Origin of the sequence: Chelativorans salis (genome assembly GCF_025336525.1) — a bacterium.
GTDB classification, from domain to species: domain Bacteria; phylum Pseudomonadota; class Alphaproteobacteria; order Rhizobiales; family Rhizobiaceae; genus Chelativorans; species Chelativorans salis.
This window is the reverse complement of sequence record NZ_JAOCZP010000001.1, coordinates 1,129,519-1,144,822: the sequence shown is the minus strand read 5'-3', so window position 1 is coordinate 1,144,822 and position 15,304 is coordinate 1,129,519. Positions and strand designations below refer to the sequence as shown.

At 62.9% G+C, this 15,304-nt stretch carries 14 protein-coding genes; 6 read left to right on the top strand and 8 right to left on the bottom strand.

Going from position 1 to position 15,304, the window contains the following annotated elements; all coding sequences use genetic code 11:
• Positions 1–134: 134 nt before the first annotated feature.
• Both N5A92_RS05360 and N5A92_RS05355 read right to left on the bottom strand, forming a co-directional pair.
• Positions 135–2,186, bottom strand: a complete 2,052-nt coding sequence (locus tag N5A92_RS05360) for a long-chain-fatty-acid--CoA ligase (protein ID WP_260900856.1) — start codon at positions 2,184–2,186, stop codon at positions 135–137.
• A 158-nt stretch (positions 2,187–2,344) separates the two neighbouring features.
• Positions 2,345–2,896: a DUF924 family protein gene (locus tag N5A92_RS05355; RefSeq protein ID WP_260900855.1), complete on the bottom strand. Its 552-nt coding sequence runs from the start codon at positions 2,894–2,896 to the stop codon at positions 2,345–2,347.
• A gap of 233 nt (positions 2,897–3,129) precedes the next feature.
• On the opposite strand from N5A92_RS05355, the gene N5A92_RS05350 reads away from it, so the two are divergent.
• From N5A92_RS05350 to N5A92_RS05330, 5 genes are all read left to right on the top strand, one after another.
• Positions 3,130–4,725, top strand: coding sequence for an ABC transporter substrate-binding protein (locus tag N5A92_RS05350; protein WP_260900854.1), 1,596 nt, complete (start codon positions 3,130–3,132; stop codon positions 4,723–4,725).
• 62 nt (positions 4,726–4,787) lie between these two features.
• Complete coding sequence (locus N5A92_RS05345; protein WP_260900853.1) at positions 4,788–5,792, top strand: ABC transporter permease subunit; 1,005 nt, start codon at positions 4,788–4,790, stop codon at positions 5,790–5,792.
• A 4-nt stretch (positions 5,793–5,796) separates the two neighbouring features.
• Positions 5,797–6,729, top strand: a complete 933-nt coding sequence (locus N5A92_RS05340; protein ID WP_260900852.1) for an ABC transporter permease subunit — start codon at positions 5,797–5,799, stop codon at positions 6,727–6,729.
• 2 nt (positions 6,730–6,731) lie between these two features.
• Positions 6,732–7,586: an ABC transporter ATP-binding protein gene (locus N5A92_RS05335; RefSeq protein WP_260900851.1), complete on the top strand. Its 855-nt coding sequence runs from the start codon at positions 6,732–6,734 to the stop codon at positions 7,584–7,586.
• On the top strand, positions 7,583–8,410 hold the full coding sequence (locus N5A92_RS05330) for a dipeptide ABC transporter ATP-binding protein (RefSeq protein ID WP_260900850.1): 828 nt from the start codon (positions 7,583–7,585) through the stop codon (positions 8,408–8,410). The genes N5A92_RS05335 and N5A92_RS05330 overlap by 4 nt, the downstream gene beginning before the upstream one ends.
• 32 nt (positions 8,411–8,442) lie before the next feature.
• On the opposite strand, the gene N5A92_RS05325 is transcribed toward N5A92_RS05330, so the two are convergent.
• Complete coding sequence (locus N5A92_RS05325; RefSeq protein ID WP_260900849.1) at positions 8,443–9,363, bottom strand: LysR family transcriptional regulator; 921 nt, start codon at positions 9,361–9,363, stop codon at positions 8,443–8,445.
• Positions 9,364–9,535: 172 nt separating this feature from the next.
• On the opposite strand from N5A92_RS05325, the gene N5A92_RS05320 reads away from it, so the two are divergent.
• Complete coding sequence (locus N5A92_RS05320) at positions 9,536–9,709, top strand: hypothetical protein (protein ID WP_260900848.1); 174 nt, start codon at positions 9,536–9,538, stop codon at positions 9,707–9,709.
• A 50-nt stretch (positions 9,710–9,759) separates the two neighbouring features.
• On the opposite strand, the gene N5A92_RS05315 is transcribed toward N5A92_RS05320, so the two are convergent.
• The 5 genes from N5A92_RS05315 to N5A92_RS05295 all read right to left on the bottom strand — a co-directional run bounded on the left by N5A92_RS05315 (position 9,760) and on the right by N5A92_RS05295 (position 15,304).
• A complete protein-coding gene (locus tag N5A92_RS05315; RefSeq protein ID WP_260900846.1) occupies positions 9,760–10,197 on the bottom strand; it encodes a universal stress protein in 438 nt (145 codons plus the stop codon).
• 15 nt (positions 10,198–10,212) lie between these two features.
• The gene (locus N5A92_RS05310; protein WP_260900845.1) at positions 10,213–11,496 is read right to left on the bottom strand and encodes a TRAP transporter large permease; all 1,284 of its coding nucleotides are present in this window, start codon (positions 11,494–11,496) and stop codon (positions 10,213–10,215) included.
• Positions 11,497–11,505: 9 nt separating this feature from the next.
• A complete protein-coding gene (locus N5A92_RS05305; RefSeq protein ID WP_260900844.1) occupies positions 11,506–12,135 on the bottom strand; it encodes a TRAP transporter small permease in 630 nt (209 codons plus the stop codon).
• 69 nt (positions 12,136–12,204) lie between these two features.
• The gene (locus N5A92_RS05300; protein WP_260900843.1) at positions 12,205–13,230 is read right to left on the bottom strand and encodes a TRAP transporter substrate-binding protein; all 1,026 of its coding nucleotides are present in this window, start codon (positions 13,228–13,230) and stop codon (positions 12,205–12,207) included.
• A 439-nt stretch (positions 13,231–13,669) separates the two neighbouring features.
• The gene (locus N5A92_RS05295; protein WP_260900842.1) at positions 13,670–15,304 is read right to left on the bottom strand and encodes an ABC transporter ATP-binding protein; all 1,635 of its coding nucleotides are present in this window, start codon (positions 15,302–15,304) and stop codon (positions 13,670–13,672) included.

Genomic DNA, 15,304 nt, shown 5'->3' with positions numbered 1-15,304 from the left:
GGGAGGGGGACGATGGCGAGCTCGGCCGGCTTCCCTCCCCCTTGAGGGGAGGGATTGAGGGTAGGGGTCCGGCGAAGCCGAACAGTGACTCCATCCACATGCGACAGCCCTGCCACAAGGGGGAGGAGGCCGTTTCAGCGCAGCTCCCTACGCAGGATCTTGCCCACATTGGACTTCGGCAACTCGCTGCGGAATTCGACGTGCTTCGGCCGCTTATAGCCGGTCAGCTCCTTGCGGCAGAACGCGATGATGTCTTCTTCGGTGAGCGAATCGTCCTTCTTCACCACGAACAGCTTCGGCACCTCGCCCGAATGTTCGTCCGGCACGCCGATTGCCGCCACTTCGCTCACACCGGGATGCTGCGCCACCACATCCTCAAGCTCGTTCGGATAGACGTTGAAGCCGGAGACGTTGATCATGTCCTTCTTGCGGTCAACGATCTTGACGCGACCGTCGGCGTCCATCACGCCCATATCGCCGGACTTGAAGAAGCCATCCTTCGTCATGCTTTTCTTGGTCTCGTCCGGCCGGTTCCAGTAGCCGCCCATCACCTGCGGCCCGCGGATGCAGATTTCCCCCACCTCGCCCGTCTTCACGTCGCGGCCGTTGTCGTCGCGGATTGCTACGTCGGTGGAGGGGATGGGCAGGCCGATCGTGCCGTTGAATTCTTCGTTGTCGAAACGGTTGACGGTGGCGACCGGCGAGGTCTCGGAAAGCCCGTAGCCCTGGGCGACAGGGCAGCCGGTGACCTCCTTCCAGCGCTTGGCCACGGAGCGCTGCACGGCCATCCCGCCGCCGAATGTGAGGGCAAGGTTCTTGAAGTCGAGCTTGCGGAAATCCTCGTTGTTCAACAGCGCGTTGAACAGCGTGTTGAGGCCGGGAAAGACGCTGAAGTCGTACTTGCCAAGCTCCTTGACGAGGGCGGGAATGTCGCGCGGATTGGGAATGAGGATGTTCTGCGCCCCGAGCTTCATGCCCATCATCGCGTTCACCGTCAGCGCGTAGATGTGGTAGAGCGGCAGTGCGCAGATATAGACCGAGCGCTCGGGCCGGGGCCGCTTCAGATAGGCCGTCTCCTGCCATATCTCGTTCTGCATTACATTGGCGAGCACGTTGCGGTGGAGCAGCATCGCCCCCTTTGCAACGCCCGTCGTGCCGCCCGTATATTGCAGGAAAGCGATATCATCGATGCCAACATCGGTGGGCTCGAAACGCAGCCCCGCGCCTTTCTTCATGGCACTCTTGAAGGGCACGTGGTCGGGCAGCTCCCACGCCGGCACTAGCTTCTTCACGCGGCGCACGACGAAGTTCACGATATGGCCCTTCAGCCCCATCATGTCGCCCATTGTGGCCACCACCACGTGCTTCACATCGGTCTTGCCGATCGCCGTCTGCAGCGTCTTGGCGAAGTTCTCCAGAATGACGATGGCTTCCGCCCCCGCATCCTTGAGCTGGTGTTCGAGCTCGCGCGGTGTGTAGAGAGGATTGACGTTGACGACTACAAATCCCGCCCTCAGCGCCGCCAGCATCACCACCGGATATTGCAGCACGTTGGGCATCATGATGGCCACGCGCGCACCCTTCTTCAGCCCTTTCGACTGCAGGTAGGCGGCGAAGTCGCGCGACGCCTTCTCCAGTTCCGCGAAGGTGAGCGTCTTGTCCATGCAGGTGAACGCCGGCCGCTCGGCGAAGGCGCGGCATGAGGCCAGCAGCATATCGCCGAGGGAACTGTGCTCGAACGCCCCGATTTCGGCCGGAATCTCCTTGGGATAGCTCTTCAGCCACGGCTTCTGCGCAGCCTTGGCGGCACGCGCGGGTTTGCTGGCTGTTGTCCTGGCGCTGGCGGTCTTCGCAGGCGCCGCCTTTGTGCCTGAGGCTTTTGTGCCTGCGGCTTTCGAGGCAGTCGCCTTCGACGTTGCGGAGCGGGTGGAGGCAGGTTTGGCCGCTGCGGTCTTGACGCCCGCTGTCTTTGGCGTGGCTGCTTTCGCGCTCTTCTTACCGGTGTCGGCGGCTTTTGCCGCGGTCTTGGCAGCAGGCTTCTTCTCCGCTGCGGCGCGAGTGGACGAGCGCTTGGGTGCCGCCTTGGGCTGCGTGTCGTCGCTCGCGGCAGTCTGCGGTTTTCCGGCGCGGGCGCTTGTTTTCTTCTTCTCGCCGCCCGTCTTGCCCTTGGTGGTGGTCTTGGCCAAATTTCCCTCCCTTTGGAAACTCCCGTTTACCTTCACGTCCACGTTAATATCCGGTCGTCACATTTTCCGCCACTGGCCTTGCGCATTCCGGTTGGCGCTGCTCCCGATGCTGCCACCTTATTGCGGCGTGTCCCCCACCGGCAAGCCTTGCGCTGCGCCTACTGCCCGAAGCCCTTGTGCCCTTCCAGAAAGGCCGCCTCGTCGCGCGTGCTGACGCGGCCCAGCGCCCGGTTGCGGTGTGGAAAGCGGCCGAAACGTTCGATGATGTCCCGATGTTCCACGGCATAGCGCAGCGCCTCCTCGTCGCCCAGCGCCTTAAACAGCATCACCGCATGCTCCTGGTCTGCCAGAACCTCCGAGTGCTGGAACGGCATGTATAAAAACTGCCGCTGCTCATCAGACAGCCCTTCGTCCAGCCGCTTCTCCACCGCCTCACGCGCAATCCGGATGGCAAGGTCATCTGTCGAGAAAGCCCTGGCGGTGCCGCGAAACATGTTGCGCGGAAACTGGTCGAACAAGATGACGGCGGCGAGCGCCGCGCGGGGATCCTCGGCCGCCTCCTTCGGTGCCTCGGTACTCAGCCGCTCGTGCAGCTTGCCGAAGCGCTGGCGGATCGTCTCGTCCAGTTCGCCATTGCTTTTGAACCAGCCCTCCCGTTCGATCTCCTCGAACCAGAAGGAGAGAACTCTGTCGATCCAGTCGCCGGCCATGGACACCTCCTCGCTTCGGCTTGCCGCCACTTTTCCGAGGCTTCGTACCCCGCTCTTGCAATGTGCCGGTGGCTGCGCAGCCAGTCCACCGCCGAAAAAGACTTGTGAAACAAAATTCACGAAATGCGAAATTTTATTACACCGGGAGGAGTTCCCTCCCCAAAAGAACTTTGCTTATATGCGGCTTCCACGAGCCTGTGGGAAGGGCTCGATATAACAACAGGGAGAATCCCATGAACACGAAGCTGACATTCGCGGCCGCGCTGCTTGCCGCCACAATGCTGAGCGGCGCGGCGAGTGCCAAGACGCTCGTCTATTGCTCAGAGGGCAGCCCTGAGGGCTTTGATCCGGCGCTTTACACTGCCGGCACGACCTTCGACGCCTCGTCAAAGCCCGTCTACAACCGTCTTGTCCAGTTCGAACCCGGTACCACCAATGTCGTCCCCGGCCTTGCTGAGAGCTGGGAAGTCTCCGACGACGGTCTGGAATACACTTTCCACCTGCGCGAGGACGTCAACTTCCACACGACGGACTTCTACACGCCGACGCGCACGTTCAATGCCGATGACGTGCTGTTCTCCTTCGAGCGTCAGCTGAGCGAGGACCATCCCTATAACGCCTATGTCGAGGGCGCGAGCTGGGAATACTTCAACGCCATGTCCATGCCGGACCTCCTCAAGTCCATCGAGAAGGTGGACGACATGACGGTCAAGTTCGTGCTGACCCGGCCGGAGGCGCCTTTCATCGCCAACATGGCCATGGATTTCGCTTCCATCCTCTCCAAGGAGTATGCCGACCAGCTTTCCGAGAGCGGCAGCGAGTCCGACCTCAACCAGAAGCCTGTCGGCACGGGTCCCTTCCAGTTCGTCGCTTACCAGCCTGACGCGGTGATCCGCTACCAGGCGCACCCAGACTACTGGGACGGCAAAGAGCCGATCGACGACCTCGTCTTCGCCATCACGACAGACGCCTCGGTGCGCCAGCAGAAACTGCTCGCCGGCGAGTGCCACGTCATGCCGTATCCGAACCCGGCGGACATCGAGAGTCTCAAGTCCAACGACCAGCTCACTGTGATGCAGCAGGAAGGCCTCAATGTCGGCTACCTCGCCTACAACACCCAGCAGGAGCCGTTCGATAAGGTCGAGGTGCGCAAGGCGCTGAATATGGCCATCAACAAGGAGGCCATTCTCGACGCCGTGTTCCAGGGTGCCGGCCAGATCGCCAAGAACCCGATCCCGCCGACCATGTGGTCCTACAACGAGGAGATCGAGGACGACCCCTACGATCCCGAGGCGGCCAAGCAGATGCTGGAGGAGGCTGGCGTCACCGACCTTTCCATGAAGGTCTGGGCGATGCCTGTGCAGCGGCCTTACAACCCGAATGCCCGCCGCATGGCCGAGCTCATCCAGGAGGACTTCTCCCAGATCGGTGTCGACGTGGAGATCGTCTCCTACGAGTGGGGCGAGTATCTTGAGCGCTCCAAGGCAGTCGACCGCGACGGCGCGGTGCTGCTCGGCTGGACGGGTGACAATGGCGATCCGGACAACTTCCTCGCCGTTCTGCTCGGCTGCGATGCGGTCGGCGGCGCCAACCGCGCCCAGTGGTGCAACGAGGAATTCAACAACCTCGTCCAGGAGGCCAAGACGCTCTCCTCGCAGGAAGAGCGCGCCGATCTCTATGAGCAGGCTCAGGTCGTCTTCAAGCGCGAGGCACCCTGGGCCACCATCGCCCACTCGGTCGTCTTCATGCCCATGCTCAAGGAAGTTACCGGCTACAAGATGGATCCGCTCGGCGGCCATTCCTTCGAGGGTGTCGACATCGCCGAATAAATAGGCTCAACCGTGATCGGGAACCGGCGGTAGCGCAAGCTACCGCCGGCCTTTGTTGTTTCATGTTCCGCTTTCTGTTTTCGCGGCTGGCGCTGCTGATCCCCACTTTCATCGGGGTCTCCATCGTCGCCTTCTCCTTCATTCGCCTGCTGCCCGGCGACCCCATCATGCTGCTCGCAGGCGAGCGCGGCATGACCGAGGAGCGTTATCAGCAGCTCCAATCCACCATGGGCTTCGACAGGCCTCTCGTCGTGCAGTATTTCAACTACCTGCTCGACCTGCTGCAGGGTGACTTCGGCACCTCCATCGTCACCAAGCGTCCGGTGCTGCAGGAGTTCTTCACCCTCTTCCCGGCGACGCTGGAGCTCTCGTTCTGCGCTATCGTGCTCGCCGTCGTCATCGGCGTGCCGGTGGGTATGCTTGCCGCCGTAAGACGCGGCTCGTGGCTGGATCAGACGATCATGGGTTCGGCTCTGGTCGGCTATTCCATGCCAATCTTCTGGTGGGGCCTGCTGCTCATCATCCTTTTCTCAGGCGTGCTCGGCTGGACGCCGGTCTCGGGCCGCATCTCGCTCCTTTACTATTTCCCGCCGGTGACCGGCTTCATGCTCATCGACAGCCTGCTGTCGGGCCAGGACGGCGCCTTCAAGTCCGCCGCCTCGCATCTCATCCTGCCGACGGTCGTGCTCGCCACCATTCCGCTTGCCGTGATCGCGCGGCAGACGCGCTCGGCCATGCTCGAGGTGCTGGGCGAGGATTATGTGCGCACCGCCCGCGCCAAGGGGCTGCCGCCGCGCCGGGTGATCGGTCTGCACGCGCTGCGCAACGCGCTCATCCCGGTCATCACCACCATCGGGCTGCAGGTCGGCGTGTTGCTCGCCGGTGCCATCCTGACCGAGACCATCTTCTCTTGGCCGGGCATCGGCAAGTGGATGGTCGACAGCGTGTTCAAGCGCGATTACGCGGTGGTGCAGGGCGGGCTCTTGCTGATCGCCGGCATCATCATGATCGTCAACCTGATCGTCGACGTGCTCTACGGTCTGGTGAACCCCAGGATCAGGCACTGAAGCCATGGCCACAAACACCAAAAGCACCGATGCAGCCATTGGCCTCGAAGGCGGCGCTCCGATCGCCGTCACGCGCCGCGCGCGCCTTGCCGAGTTCTGGTACTACTTCCGCCAGAACAGGGGTGCGGTCATCGGCTTGGCGGTCTTCGTCGTCATCGTCGCCATCGCCGTCCTGGCGCCCGTCATCGCCCCGCATAGCCCCAGCATGCAGAACCGCGGCGCCTTTCTCCTGCCGCCGGTCTGGGAGGACGGTGGGCGGTGGGAGTTCGTTCTCGGCACGGATGCGGTGGGACGCGACATCCTCTCGCGCCTCATCTACGGCGCCCGCTTCTCGCTTTTCATCGGTGTCGTCGTCGTCTCACTCGCCGTCACCGTAGGCATCTTCGTCGGCCTGTTGGCCGGCTATTTCCGCGGCGCCGTCGATACCGTCGTCATGCGCATGATGGACATCATCCTGGCCTTCCCGTCGTTGCTCCTGGCGCTGGTTCTCGTCGCTATCCTGGGGCCGGGGCTCGTGAACGCGATGATCGCCATCGCCCTGGTGCAACAGCCGCACTATGTGCGTCTCACGCGCGCCGCCGTCATGGCGGAGAAGGGCAGGGACTATGTGACCGCGGCCCGCGTCGCCGGCGCCGGCAATCTCAGGCTGATGTTCAAGACCATCCTGCCCAACTGCACGGCACCGCTCATCGTCCAGGCCGCACTCTCCTTCTCCACCGCCATTCTCGATGCGGCCGCGCTCGGCTTCCTCGGCATGGGTGCGCAGCCGCCGACTCCGGAATGGGGCACAATGCTTGCAGAGGCGCGTGAGTTCATCCTGCGCGCTTGGTGGGTGGTCACCTTCCCCGGCATCGCCATCCTCGTCACCGTGCTTGCCATCAACCTGATGGGCGACGGCCTGCGCGACGCGCTCGATCCGAAACTGAAGAGGTCGTGACGATGTCCCTGCTCGAGATCGAAAACCTCACCGTCGAGTTCGACACCGCAGCCGGCAAGCTGCGCGCCGTCGACGGCATTTCGTTGTCCGTGGAGGAAGGCGAGGTGCTGGCCATCGTCGGCGAATCGGGCTCCGGCAAGTCCGTCTCCATGCTGGCCGTCATGGGGCTGTTGCCCTGGACCGCAACGGTGACGGCGGATCGTATGACCTTCCAGGGCCGCGACATCCTCAACCTGTCGCCCGCTGAGCGGCGCCGCATCGCCGGCAACGACATCGCCATGATCTTTCAGGAGCCAGTCGCCAGCCTCAACCCGTGCTTCACCGTTGGCTTCCAGATCGAGGAGACCCTGCGTGAGCACACCGATCTCGACCGGGCAGCCCGCCGCCGCCGCGCCGTCGAACTTCTGCAATCCGTCGGCGTTCCAGAGCCGGAAGACCGCCTGGGCGCCTTTCCGCACCAGATGTCGGGCGGTCAGTGCCAGCGCGTTATGATTGCCATCGCGCTTGCCTGCGGCCCAAAGCTGCTGATCGCCGACGAGCCGACCACTGCGCTCGACGTGACCATCCAAAAGCAGATCCTCGACCTCCTCATGGACCTGCAGGCCAAGACCGGCATGGGTCTGATCCTGATCACCCACGATATGGGCGTGGTGGCCGAAACGGCGGACCGTGTCGTCGTCCAGTATATGGGACGCAAGATGGAGGAGGCGGATGTGCTCTCCCTCTTCGAAAAACCGAAGAGCGCGTACACGCGGGCGCTTCTTTCCGCTCTGCCGGAGAATGCGGTCGGCGACCGTCTGCCCACAGTTTCCGACTTCGCATTCGACGACACGCCATACACGGGAGCGCGCACATGAGCGAGATCGTGCTGGAGACCCGCGAGATCGTCCGCGACTACCACATCGGCGGCGGGCTCTTCCGCCAGGGGCGGACCATCCATGCGGTGAAGGGCGTCAGCTTGAAGCTGGAGAAGGGCAAGACGCTCGCCATCGTCGGCGAATCGGGCTGCGGAAAGTCGACGCTGGCGCGCATGATCACCATGATCGACGCGCCCACCTCGGGCGAACTTCTCATCGACGGCGAAAAGGTCGACATCGCAAAAAAGGGGCTGACGTCGGAACTGCGCCGCAAGGTGCAGATCGTCTTCCAGAATCCCTACGGCTCGCTCAACCCGCGCCAGAAGATCGGCGACGTTTTGATGGAGCCGCTCATCATCAATTCCAACATTCCCGTGAGCGAGCGGCGCGAGCGCGCCATGCAGATGCTCAAGAAGGTCGGCCTCGCTCCCGAGCACTTCAACCGCTATCCGCACATGTTTTCGGGCGGCCAGCGCCAGCGCATAGCTATTGCCCGCGCCCTCATGCTCAATCCGCGGCTTCTCGTGCTCGACGAGCCGGTCTCCGCGCTCGACCTGTCGGTGCAGGCACAGGTCTTGAACCTCTTGGCCGACCTGCAGGACGAGTTCGGCCTCACCTTCGTCTTCATCAGCCATGACCTCTCGGTGGTACGCTACATCGCCGATGAGGTGATGGTGATGTATTTCGGTGAGGCGGTGGAGTACGGCACGCGCGACGAGGTCTTCTCTGACCCCAAGCACGACTACACCAAGACCCTCTTCGCCGCCACGCCGCGCGCCGATGTGGAAAGCATCAGGGCGCGGCTGGCGAAGAAGGCTGCGTGAAGAGAACCTTCCTCGGTGCAGCGGCCATGCCGCTATTTTTCCAGCGGCGGCGATAAGCCTGCTTCGCGCGCCCACCGAACGTGATCGGCGGCCTGCTCGAGCAGCCAGCTGCGCAGCGCCGCGACCGGCGGGCGGACCGGTCCGCGCGAAGCGGTGGAAAGATGGTAGGACTGCCGCCCCGGCATGGATGGGCCGAAGGGGCGAACCAGCCGCCCCTCGCGCAGCATCGCGGCAGCGGTGACGTCGTCGCCGACAGCCACCCCTAGGCCACGGGCGGCCGCTTCCATGCACAGATGCGTGCGGTGGAAGATCAGGTGTCCCTCGGCGGCGTCAAGACCGGTGCCGGCGCGCTTCAGAAACTGATCCCAGGTGCTCACCCCGCGATCGTAGATGAGCTTGTTCGCCGCCAGTCCATGCATGCGCACATGCTCCTCCCGCTGCGGTGCGCAGACGGGAAACATGGTGAAGCTCAGGAACAGCTCCCGGGAGAAGCCCGGCACGTTCATCGGCCCCCAAGTGATCGCCAGGTCCGTGTCAGGCGCGATCGTCCGGGGCGGCTCGGGATAGGAGCGTAGCTCCAATTCTATACCGAGCCCGTCCAGCACTTCGTTGTCCAGAAGCGGCATGAGCCACAGGACCGCAAGGTCCGAATCGATCTCGACGACGACCTTGCCTTTGACGTTTCGCGTCGCGCGCGTCCCCGTCTCGATGGAAATCAGGGCGAGTGCGTCGGAGACGACGTCTGCATAGCGCGCGCCTGCGGGTGTGAGCACCACCTGCCGGTGCCGGCGCTCGAACAGCGTCACCCCGAGCTGCGCTTCCAGGTTCTTCACGTAGCGGCTGATCGAAGCATGGGTGACACCCAGCTCATCGGCAGCCCGCGTGAAGCTCTGGTGCCGGGCCGCGGCGTCGAAGGCTCTGACCGCGTTGAGGTTCGGCAGACGTTGGGTCATGGGAGTCATGTAACATAAACGCACACTACAAGATAACTAATTCTCACTTGCGTGCGTGTTACGCCGATCCTACCTTCAGGTCATACAGAAATCGCAGTGCGGGCGACCGCCCGGCCGGACAATGTTCGGGCCGCGGGATGGCTCGTGCCGCAGTCTTTTGAAGGAGCCTGTCATGTCGCACTACACGGTTGGTATGGGTGCCACACGGGACTTGCAGCGCTACGCCCGGCAGGCCGACAAGGCGCGCTCGGCGGCCTTGCAGCGCGCCCTCGGCTTGCTCATGAGGCGCATAGGGGGAATATGGCGAGGAAGCCGGCCCACCAACACAGCACCGCTCAAGCGCTAGAGCAGTGCCGGGGGAGGCGAAGGCACGACCGAGTGCAAGCCAACTTCGTTCTACACCACCATCACCGGGCAGCTCGCAAGGCTCGTAACCTTGTGTGAGACGCTACCCAGAAGGTAGCCCTCACGGTCGCCCAGGCCGCGGCTACCGAGCACGATGAGGTCGGCATCGTGTTCCTTGGCAAACTTGACGATCGTGCGCGCCGGCGGGCCGTTCTTCACGAAGGCGCGGGGGGCACTGGCGCCCTTTTCCACCGCATGCTTCTTGGCTGCGTCGGCCACTTCTTTCGCGTGCTCGCGGAGCGCCTGGTCGATGCTCCCCGGGTCCGCCGGCCGCACCATCGATGTGGATGCTTCCAGCAGACTGTGATGGCGAAAGACCGTGACCATCAGCAACTCGCCGCCGGTGTTCTTCTGCATTTGAATGGCCATGTCTAGCGCCTTCATGGCGCCGTTGGAGCCATCCATCGGAACGAGGATCCGTTTGAACAAGGCTCTTCTCCAGAACTATCTGAACGCCAGGTCGCGCAGGAACAGCGCGATCTGCGGGAAAAAGATGAGCGCGGCGGAAACACACAGCAGGATCAGGATGAAGGGCGGCGTGCCGCGCACCACATCCATGTAGGGCCGCTTGAACACCGCGATCGCCGTGAAGATATCGCACCCGAATGGGGGCGTGGCCGAGCCGATGGCCACCTGCAGCGTGATGATCGTTCCAACCAGCACCGGATCGAGACCGACGGCGTTCACAACCGGGGCGAAGATCGGCACCAGCACGAGGATCACCACGATCGGATCCACGAACATGCAGCCGATGAAGAAGGCGATGGAGATGACGACGAGGACGCCGATCTGACCCATCTGGTCGATGCCGATGCCGGCGAGGATCTGCTGCGGGATCTGGGCGAAGGAGATGACCCAGGAGAAGGCCGCCCCGGCAGCGACGAGGATGAAGACTACCGCCGTGATGAGGCCCGTGGATTTGGCCGTGTCGTAAAGCCCCTTCATGTCGAGCTCACGGAACACGACCATCTCGAGGAAGATCGCATAGAGAACACAGGCGGCGGCCGCCTCGGTCGGGCTGAAGACGCCGCCATAGATGCCGCCGATGATGATGACCGGAAAGCCCAGAGGCCACAGCGCCTTCTGCATTGCCGACAGACGCTCGCCCCAGCTTGCCTTCTCCTCCGTCGGCACGCGATTGCGCACCGCATAGATCCAGGAATAGATCGAGAACAGGATGAGGATCAGAATGCCCGGCCCGACGCCGGCGATGAAAAGCTCGGCGATCGAGGTGTTCGATATCACGCCATAGATAATCATGCCGATGGACGGCGGGATCAGAAAGGCAATGTCGGAGGCGTTGACGATCAGGGCGAGGATGAAGCTGTCATTGTAGCCGGCCTTGAGCATGCGCGGGCGCAGCGGCGAACCGATCGCGACGACAGTTGCCTGCGTCGAGCCGGAGACGGCGCCGAACATGGTGCAGGCGGCTGCGGTGGACACGGCCAGGCCGCCGCGCATGTGGCCAACAAAGGACATGACCAGATTGATCAGGCGCCCGGCTGACTGGCCGCGCGTCATGATGTCGGCTGCGAATATGAACATGGGCACGGCAATCAGCGAGGCCGGGCGGATGCCGGCCATCATCTGCTGCACCATCGTCTCCAACTGCCCCATTCCGCCGAACAGCGAATAGAAGCCGACGAAGGCGCCGATGATGAGCGGGATCATCATCGGGAATCCCAGCAGCAGGAGGACGATCATGATGGAGAAAATGGTGATAGCCATGACCCGCCCTCAGATCTCGATCTCTTCATCATCGTAGCCCTCGAGCACGTTGGTCGAGAGGTAGATGTCCTTTTCCAACATGTTCTTGATCGCCGTCAGAATGTACTGGAGCCCGGTCATGAAGAAGCCGACCGGGGCCCAGAGATAGATGATCCAGACAGGGATCTGCAGCGAAGGCAGCACGCGCCCGCGGCCGTACAGCGTCATGATGTATTGCGCCGAATACCAGGCGAGGCCCAGCATGAAGACCGCAGTGATGAGCGCGATGACGATCATCAGCGGTTTGCGCAGCGCCGACGGCAGCGCGTCATAAAGGGCGGACATGCGGATGTGCCGGCCGTGACGGGCGGCATAACTGATTCCGGCAAAGGTAATCAGGATGATGAGGATGCGATTGAGTTCTTCGGAGAAGAAGATGCTTTGCTGAAAGACGAAGCGGCCGACGACATTGGCGATGGTGTTGGCCGCCAGAAGCAGTACGCCGGCTGCCAGGAGTACTGATTCTACGCGGCTGATGGCCGTGTCGATCGTACCGAGAAAGCCCGGCAGGTCGGACTTGTACGTGCCGGTGGTAATGTCGTCGACCGCCGTCGTATCCGTCTGCGACTGCAGCTGCGACTCGTCATGATGTTGCGACACTTTCTGGTCCCCGCTCTTCTGCCGAAGTGCCGGCCGGGCGCCCCCGCGCCCGGTCGGCAATATCGGTGGCTAGCCGCCTTGGGCCTGAGCCAGATCTTCCTTCATCTGGTCCAGGATCTGCTGGCCGCTCTCGCCGGTCATGCCGATGAACTCTTCCTCGACATCCGTGGCTGCCTCCATGAAGGGTTGGCGCTCCTCCTCGGACAGAATGTTGATCTGCACGTCTTCACCGCCGGCTTCACGGATTTTCTCGAGCGATTCCTCGTGCAGACCCTTCTGGTATTCAACAATATGGTCGAACGCCGCGTCGGCCGCATTCTGGATCGCCTGCTGATCCTCCTCCGAAAGACCGTCGAAGAAGTCCTTGTTGGCCATCGTCGCGGTGGTGAAGTTGTTGTGGCCGATGCAGGTGATGACGGGGCTGACCTCGTACATCTTGGTCGATTCGATCCAGAAGGTCGGATTCTCCTGACCCTGGATGATGCCCGTCTGCAGAGCGCCATAGACCTCGCCCCAGGGAAGCGGCGTCGGCGTGGCGCCGAAGGCGCGGTAGCTTTCGACCAGAAGCGGGTTGGTCATGACACGGACCTTCACCTCATTGAGGTCGGCCGGGCTGTGCACGGGCTCCTGCGTCGTCATGCAGACTTCGCCCTCCGGGAACATCTTCAGAAGCTCGAGCCCCTGCTGCGCATATAGCTCGGGGAACATCTCGTTGATGGCCACCGAGGTGCGGAAGAAGTCCACAAGAGTCTCATGGTCCTGCGGCAGGAGGTAGGGCACGAAGAACACCTGCGCTTCCGGGATCAGCGCGCCAGTGAAGCCCGGCGACTGATCGACGAACTGCAGGATGCCCGCCTGTGCCTGCTCCATGATGTCGGCGGATTCGCCGAGCGTGCCGAAGGGGAAGAGCTGGATCTCATGATCCGTGTTGGCCTCGACCTCCTCCTTGAATTTCTGGGCATAGACACCCTGCACGTCGGTCATTGCCTCTTCGAAGGCGTAGCGCCAGGTCTCTGCGGCGGCGCTACCGGCGCCGGCGGCCAGCATCGCCGCGGCCGCAATGCCGGTCAGGAAACGGTTCTTGAATGAGGTCATGACGTTCTCCTCTGTGGTTCCTATTGTTTGTTCAAATTGGAAGCGGGCGGCATTGCGCCGCCGTCTTCCGCAATCGCCGGCAGAGTTTCAGCTGGCGGGCAGCCAGCCCGGCACAGTCGCAAAACCTGGCGTGCGGACCGTCATCCGTGCCCTTTCCCGCCCGGCATTGCACTGGGGGGAGTTGTCGACCGATCGACAGGGACGAAGCGGAAGAAGCGGAGAAGCCGCCGCAAGCCGGGCCAGCGAAAAGGCCCCGTCGCGCGCTGTGGTCGCGGACAGATGGCTGCGGTAATGGCTCTGGGGTGCCACCAAGCGCCCCTCCTTGTTCCCCCAAACTTCTGCCTAAACGTTAAACGGACATGACTTTGAGTCAAACCGTTAATTTTGCGATAGAAGCTTTTCTGATCGATTAGCCGGCTTTTAGTGGGCGGCACATCGCCTAGACACGCGCCTCCGCCTGCCGGTTCAGAACGCTCTTCAGGTCAAAGGCCGCTTCCATGAGATCACGCGTGTAATCGCTCCGGGGACGCTCGAAGACCTCGTCTGTCAGGCCCTCTTCCACCACCTGCCCGGACTTCATGACGATGGTGTAGTCGGCCAGCGCCTTCACGACAGCAAGGTCGTGGCTGATGAAGATGAAGGACAGGTTGTGGCTTTGCTGGATGCGCCGCAGGAGCGTGATGATCTGCTTCTGTACCGACCGGTCGAGCGCAGAGGTCGGTTCGTCCAGAACGATCACCGTCGGTTTCAGCACCACGGCGCGGGCGATCGCGATGCGCTGGCGCTGTCCGCCGGAGAACTCATGCGGGAAGCGGTTGCGCATGGCCGGGTCCAGCCCCACCTCCTTGAGTGCCTCCATCGCCTGCTCCACGCGCTGGCCCGCCGAAAGCCCGGGTTCGTGCACCAGAAGCCCTTCCGTGATGATCTCGCCCACTGTCATGCGCGGGCTCAAAGATCCGTAGGGGTCCTGGAACACCATCTGTAGATTCCGCCGGTACGGCCGCATGGCCGCGCGGCTGAAGCCCTGGATGGGCACGCCCTGATAGACGACACGGCCCTCCGACGGCAGGAGTTGCAGCAGCGCCCGGCCTAGCGTCGATTTTCCCGAACCCGACTCGCCGACGATCCCCACCGTCTGGCCGGCCCTGAGGCTCAGCGTAACGTCCTGCACTGCCTTCAGCGCAAAGCCGGCGGAGAACAGTCCGCCCCTGGCGGAGAAGGTGACCGATACCTTGTGGGCATCGAGCAGGATGGGCGCGCTCTTTGGCACCGGCGGCTTGTGTCCCTCCGGCTCCGCCGCCAGGAGCATTTTCGTGTAGTCTTGGGCCGGGCGGTTGAAGATCTGCTCCGTCGCCCCTTCCTCCACCACCTTGCCGTGCTGCATCACATAAACCCTATCGGCGAATGCCTCGACGATGGTCAGGTCATGGGTGATGAAGAGGATCGCCATGCCGAGCTTGCGCTGCAATTCGGCCAGGAGCCCCAGGATTTCGGCCTGGATCGTCACATCGAGCGCTGTCGTCGGCTCGTCGGCGATCAGCAGGTCCGGATCGTTGGCGAGCGCCATGGCGATCATCACGCGCTGACGCTGCCCTCCCGACAATTCGTGCGGATAGGATTTTAGCCGCCGCTCCGGGTCGGGAATGTGGACGAGCTTCAAAAGCTCCAGCGCCCGCTTTCGCGCTGCGGCGGCCGACAGTCCGCCGTGTACGCGCAGAGGTTCCGATATCTGCCGTTCGATGGTGTAGAGCGGGTCGAGCGAGGTCATCGGCTCCTGAAAGATCATGGTGATCTTGGCGCCGCGGATGCGGTTGAGCTTCTCCCGCGGCAGGCCCACCAGTTCCTGCCCGCGATAGGTGACAGAGCCTTCAGCCCGGCCGTTGGAGGCCAGAAGCCCCATCGCCGCCATCATGATCTGGCTCTTTCCCGAGCCCGATTCGCCCACCACGGCCACCGTCTCACCGGCCTTCACGTGCATATCGACCCCGCGCACCGCCTCGACCGCACCGTCCGGCGTGTCGAAGGTGACGCGTATGCCGCGTATATCGAAGATCGTTTCCGCCATCTTTTCCAT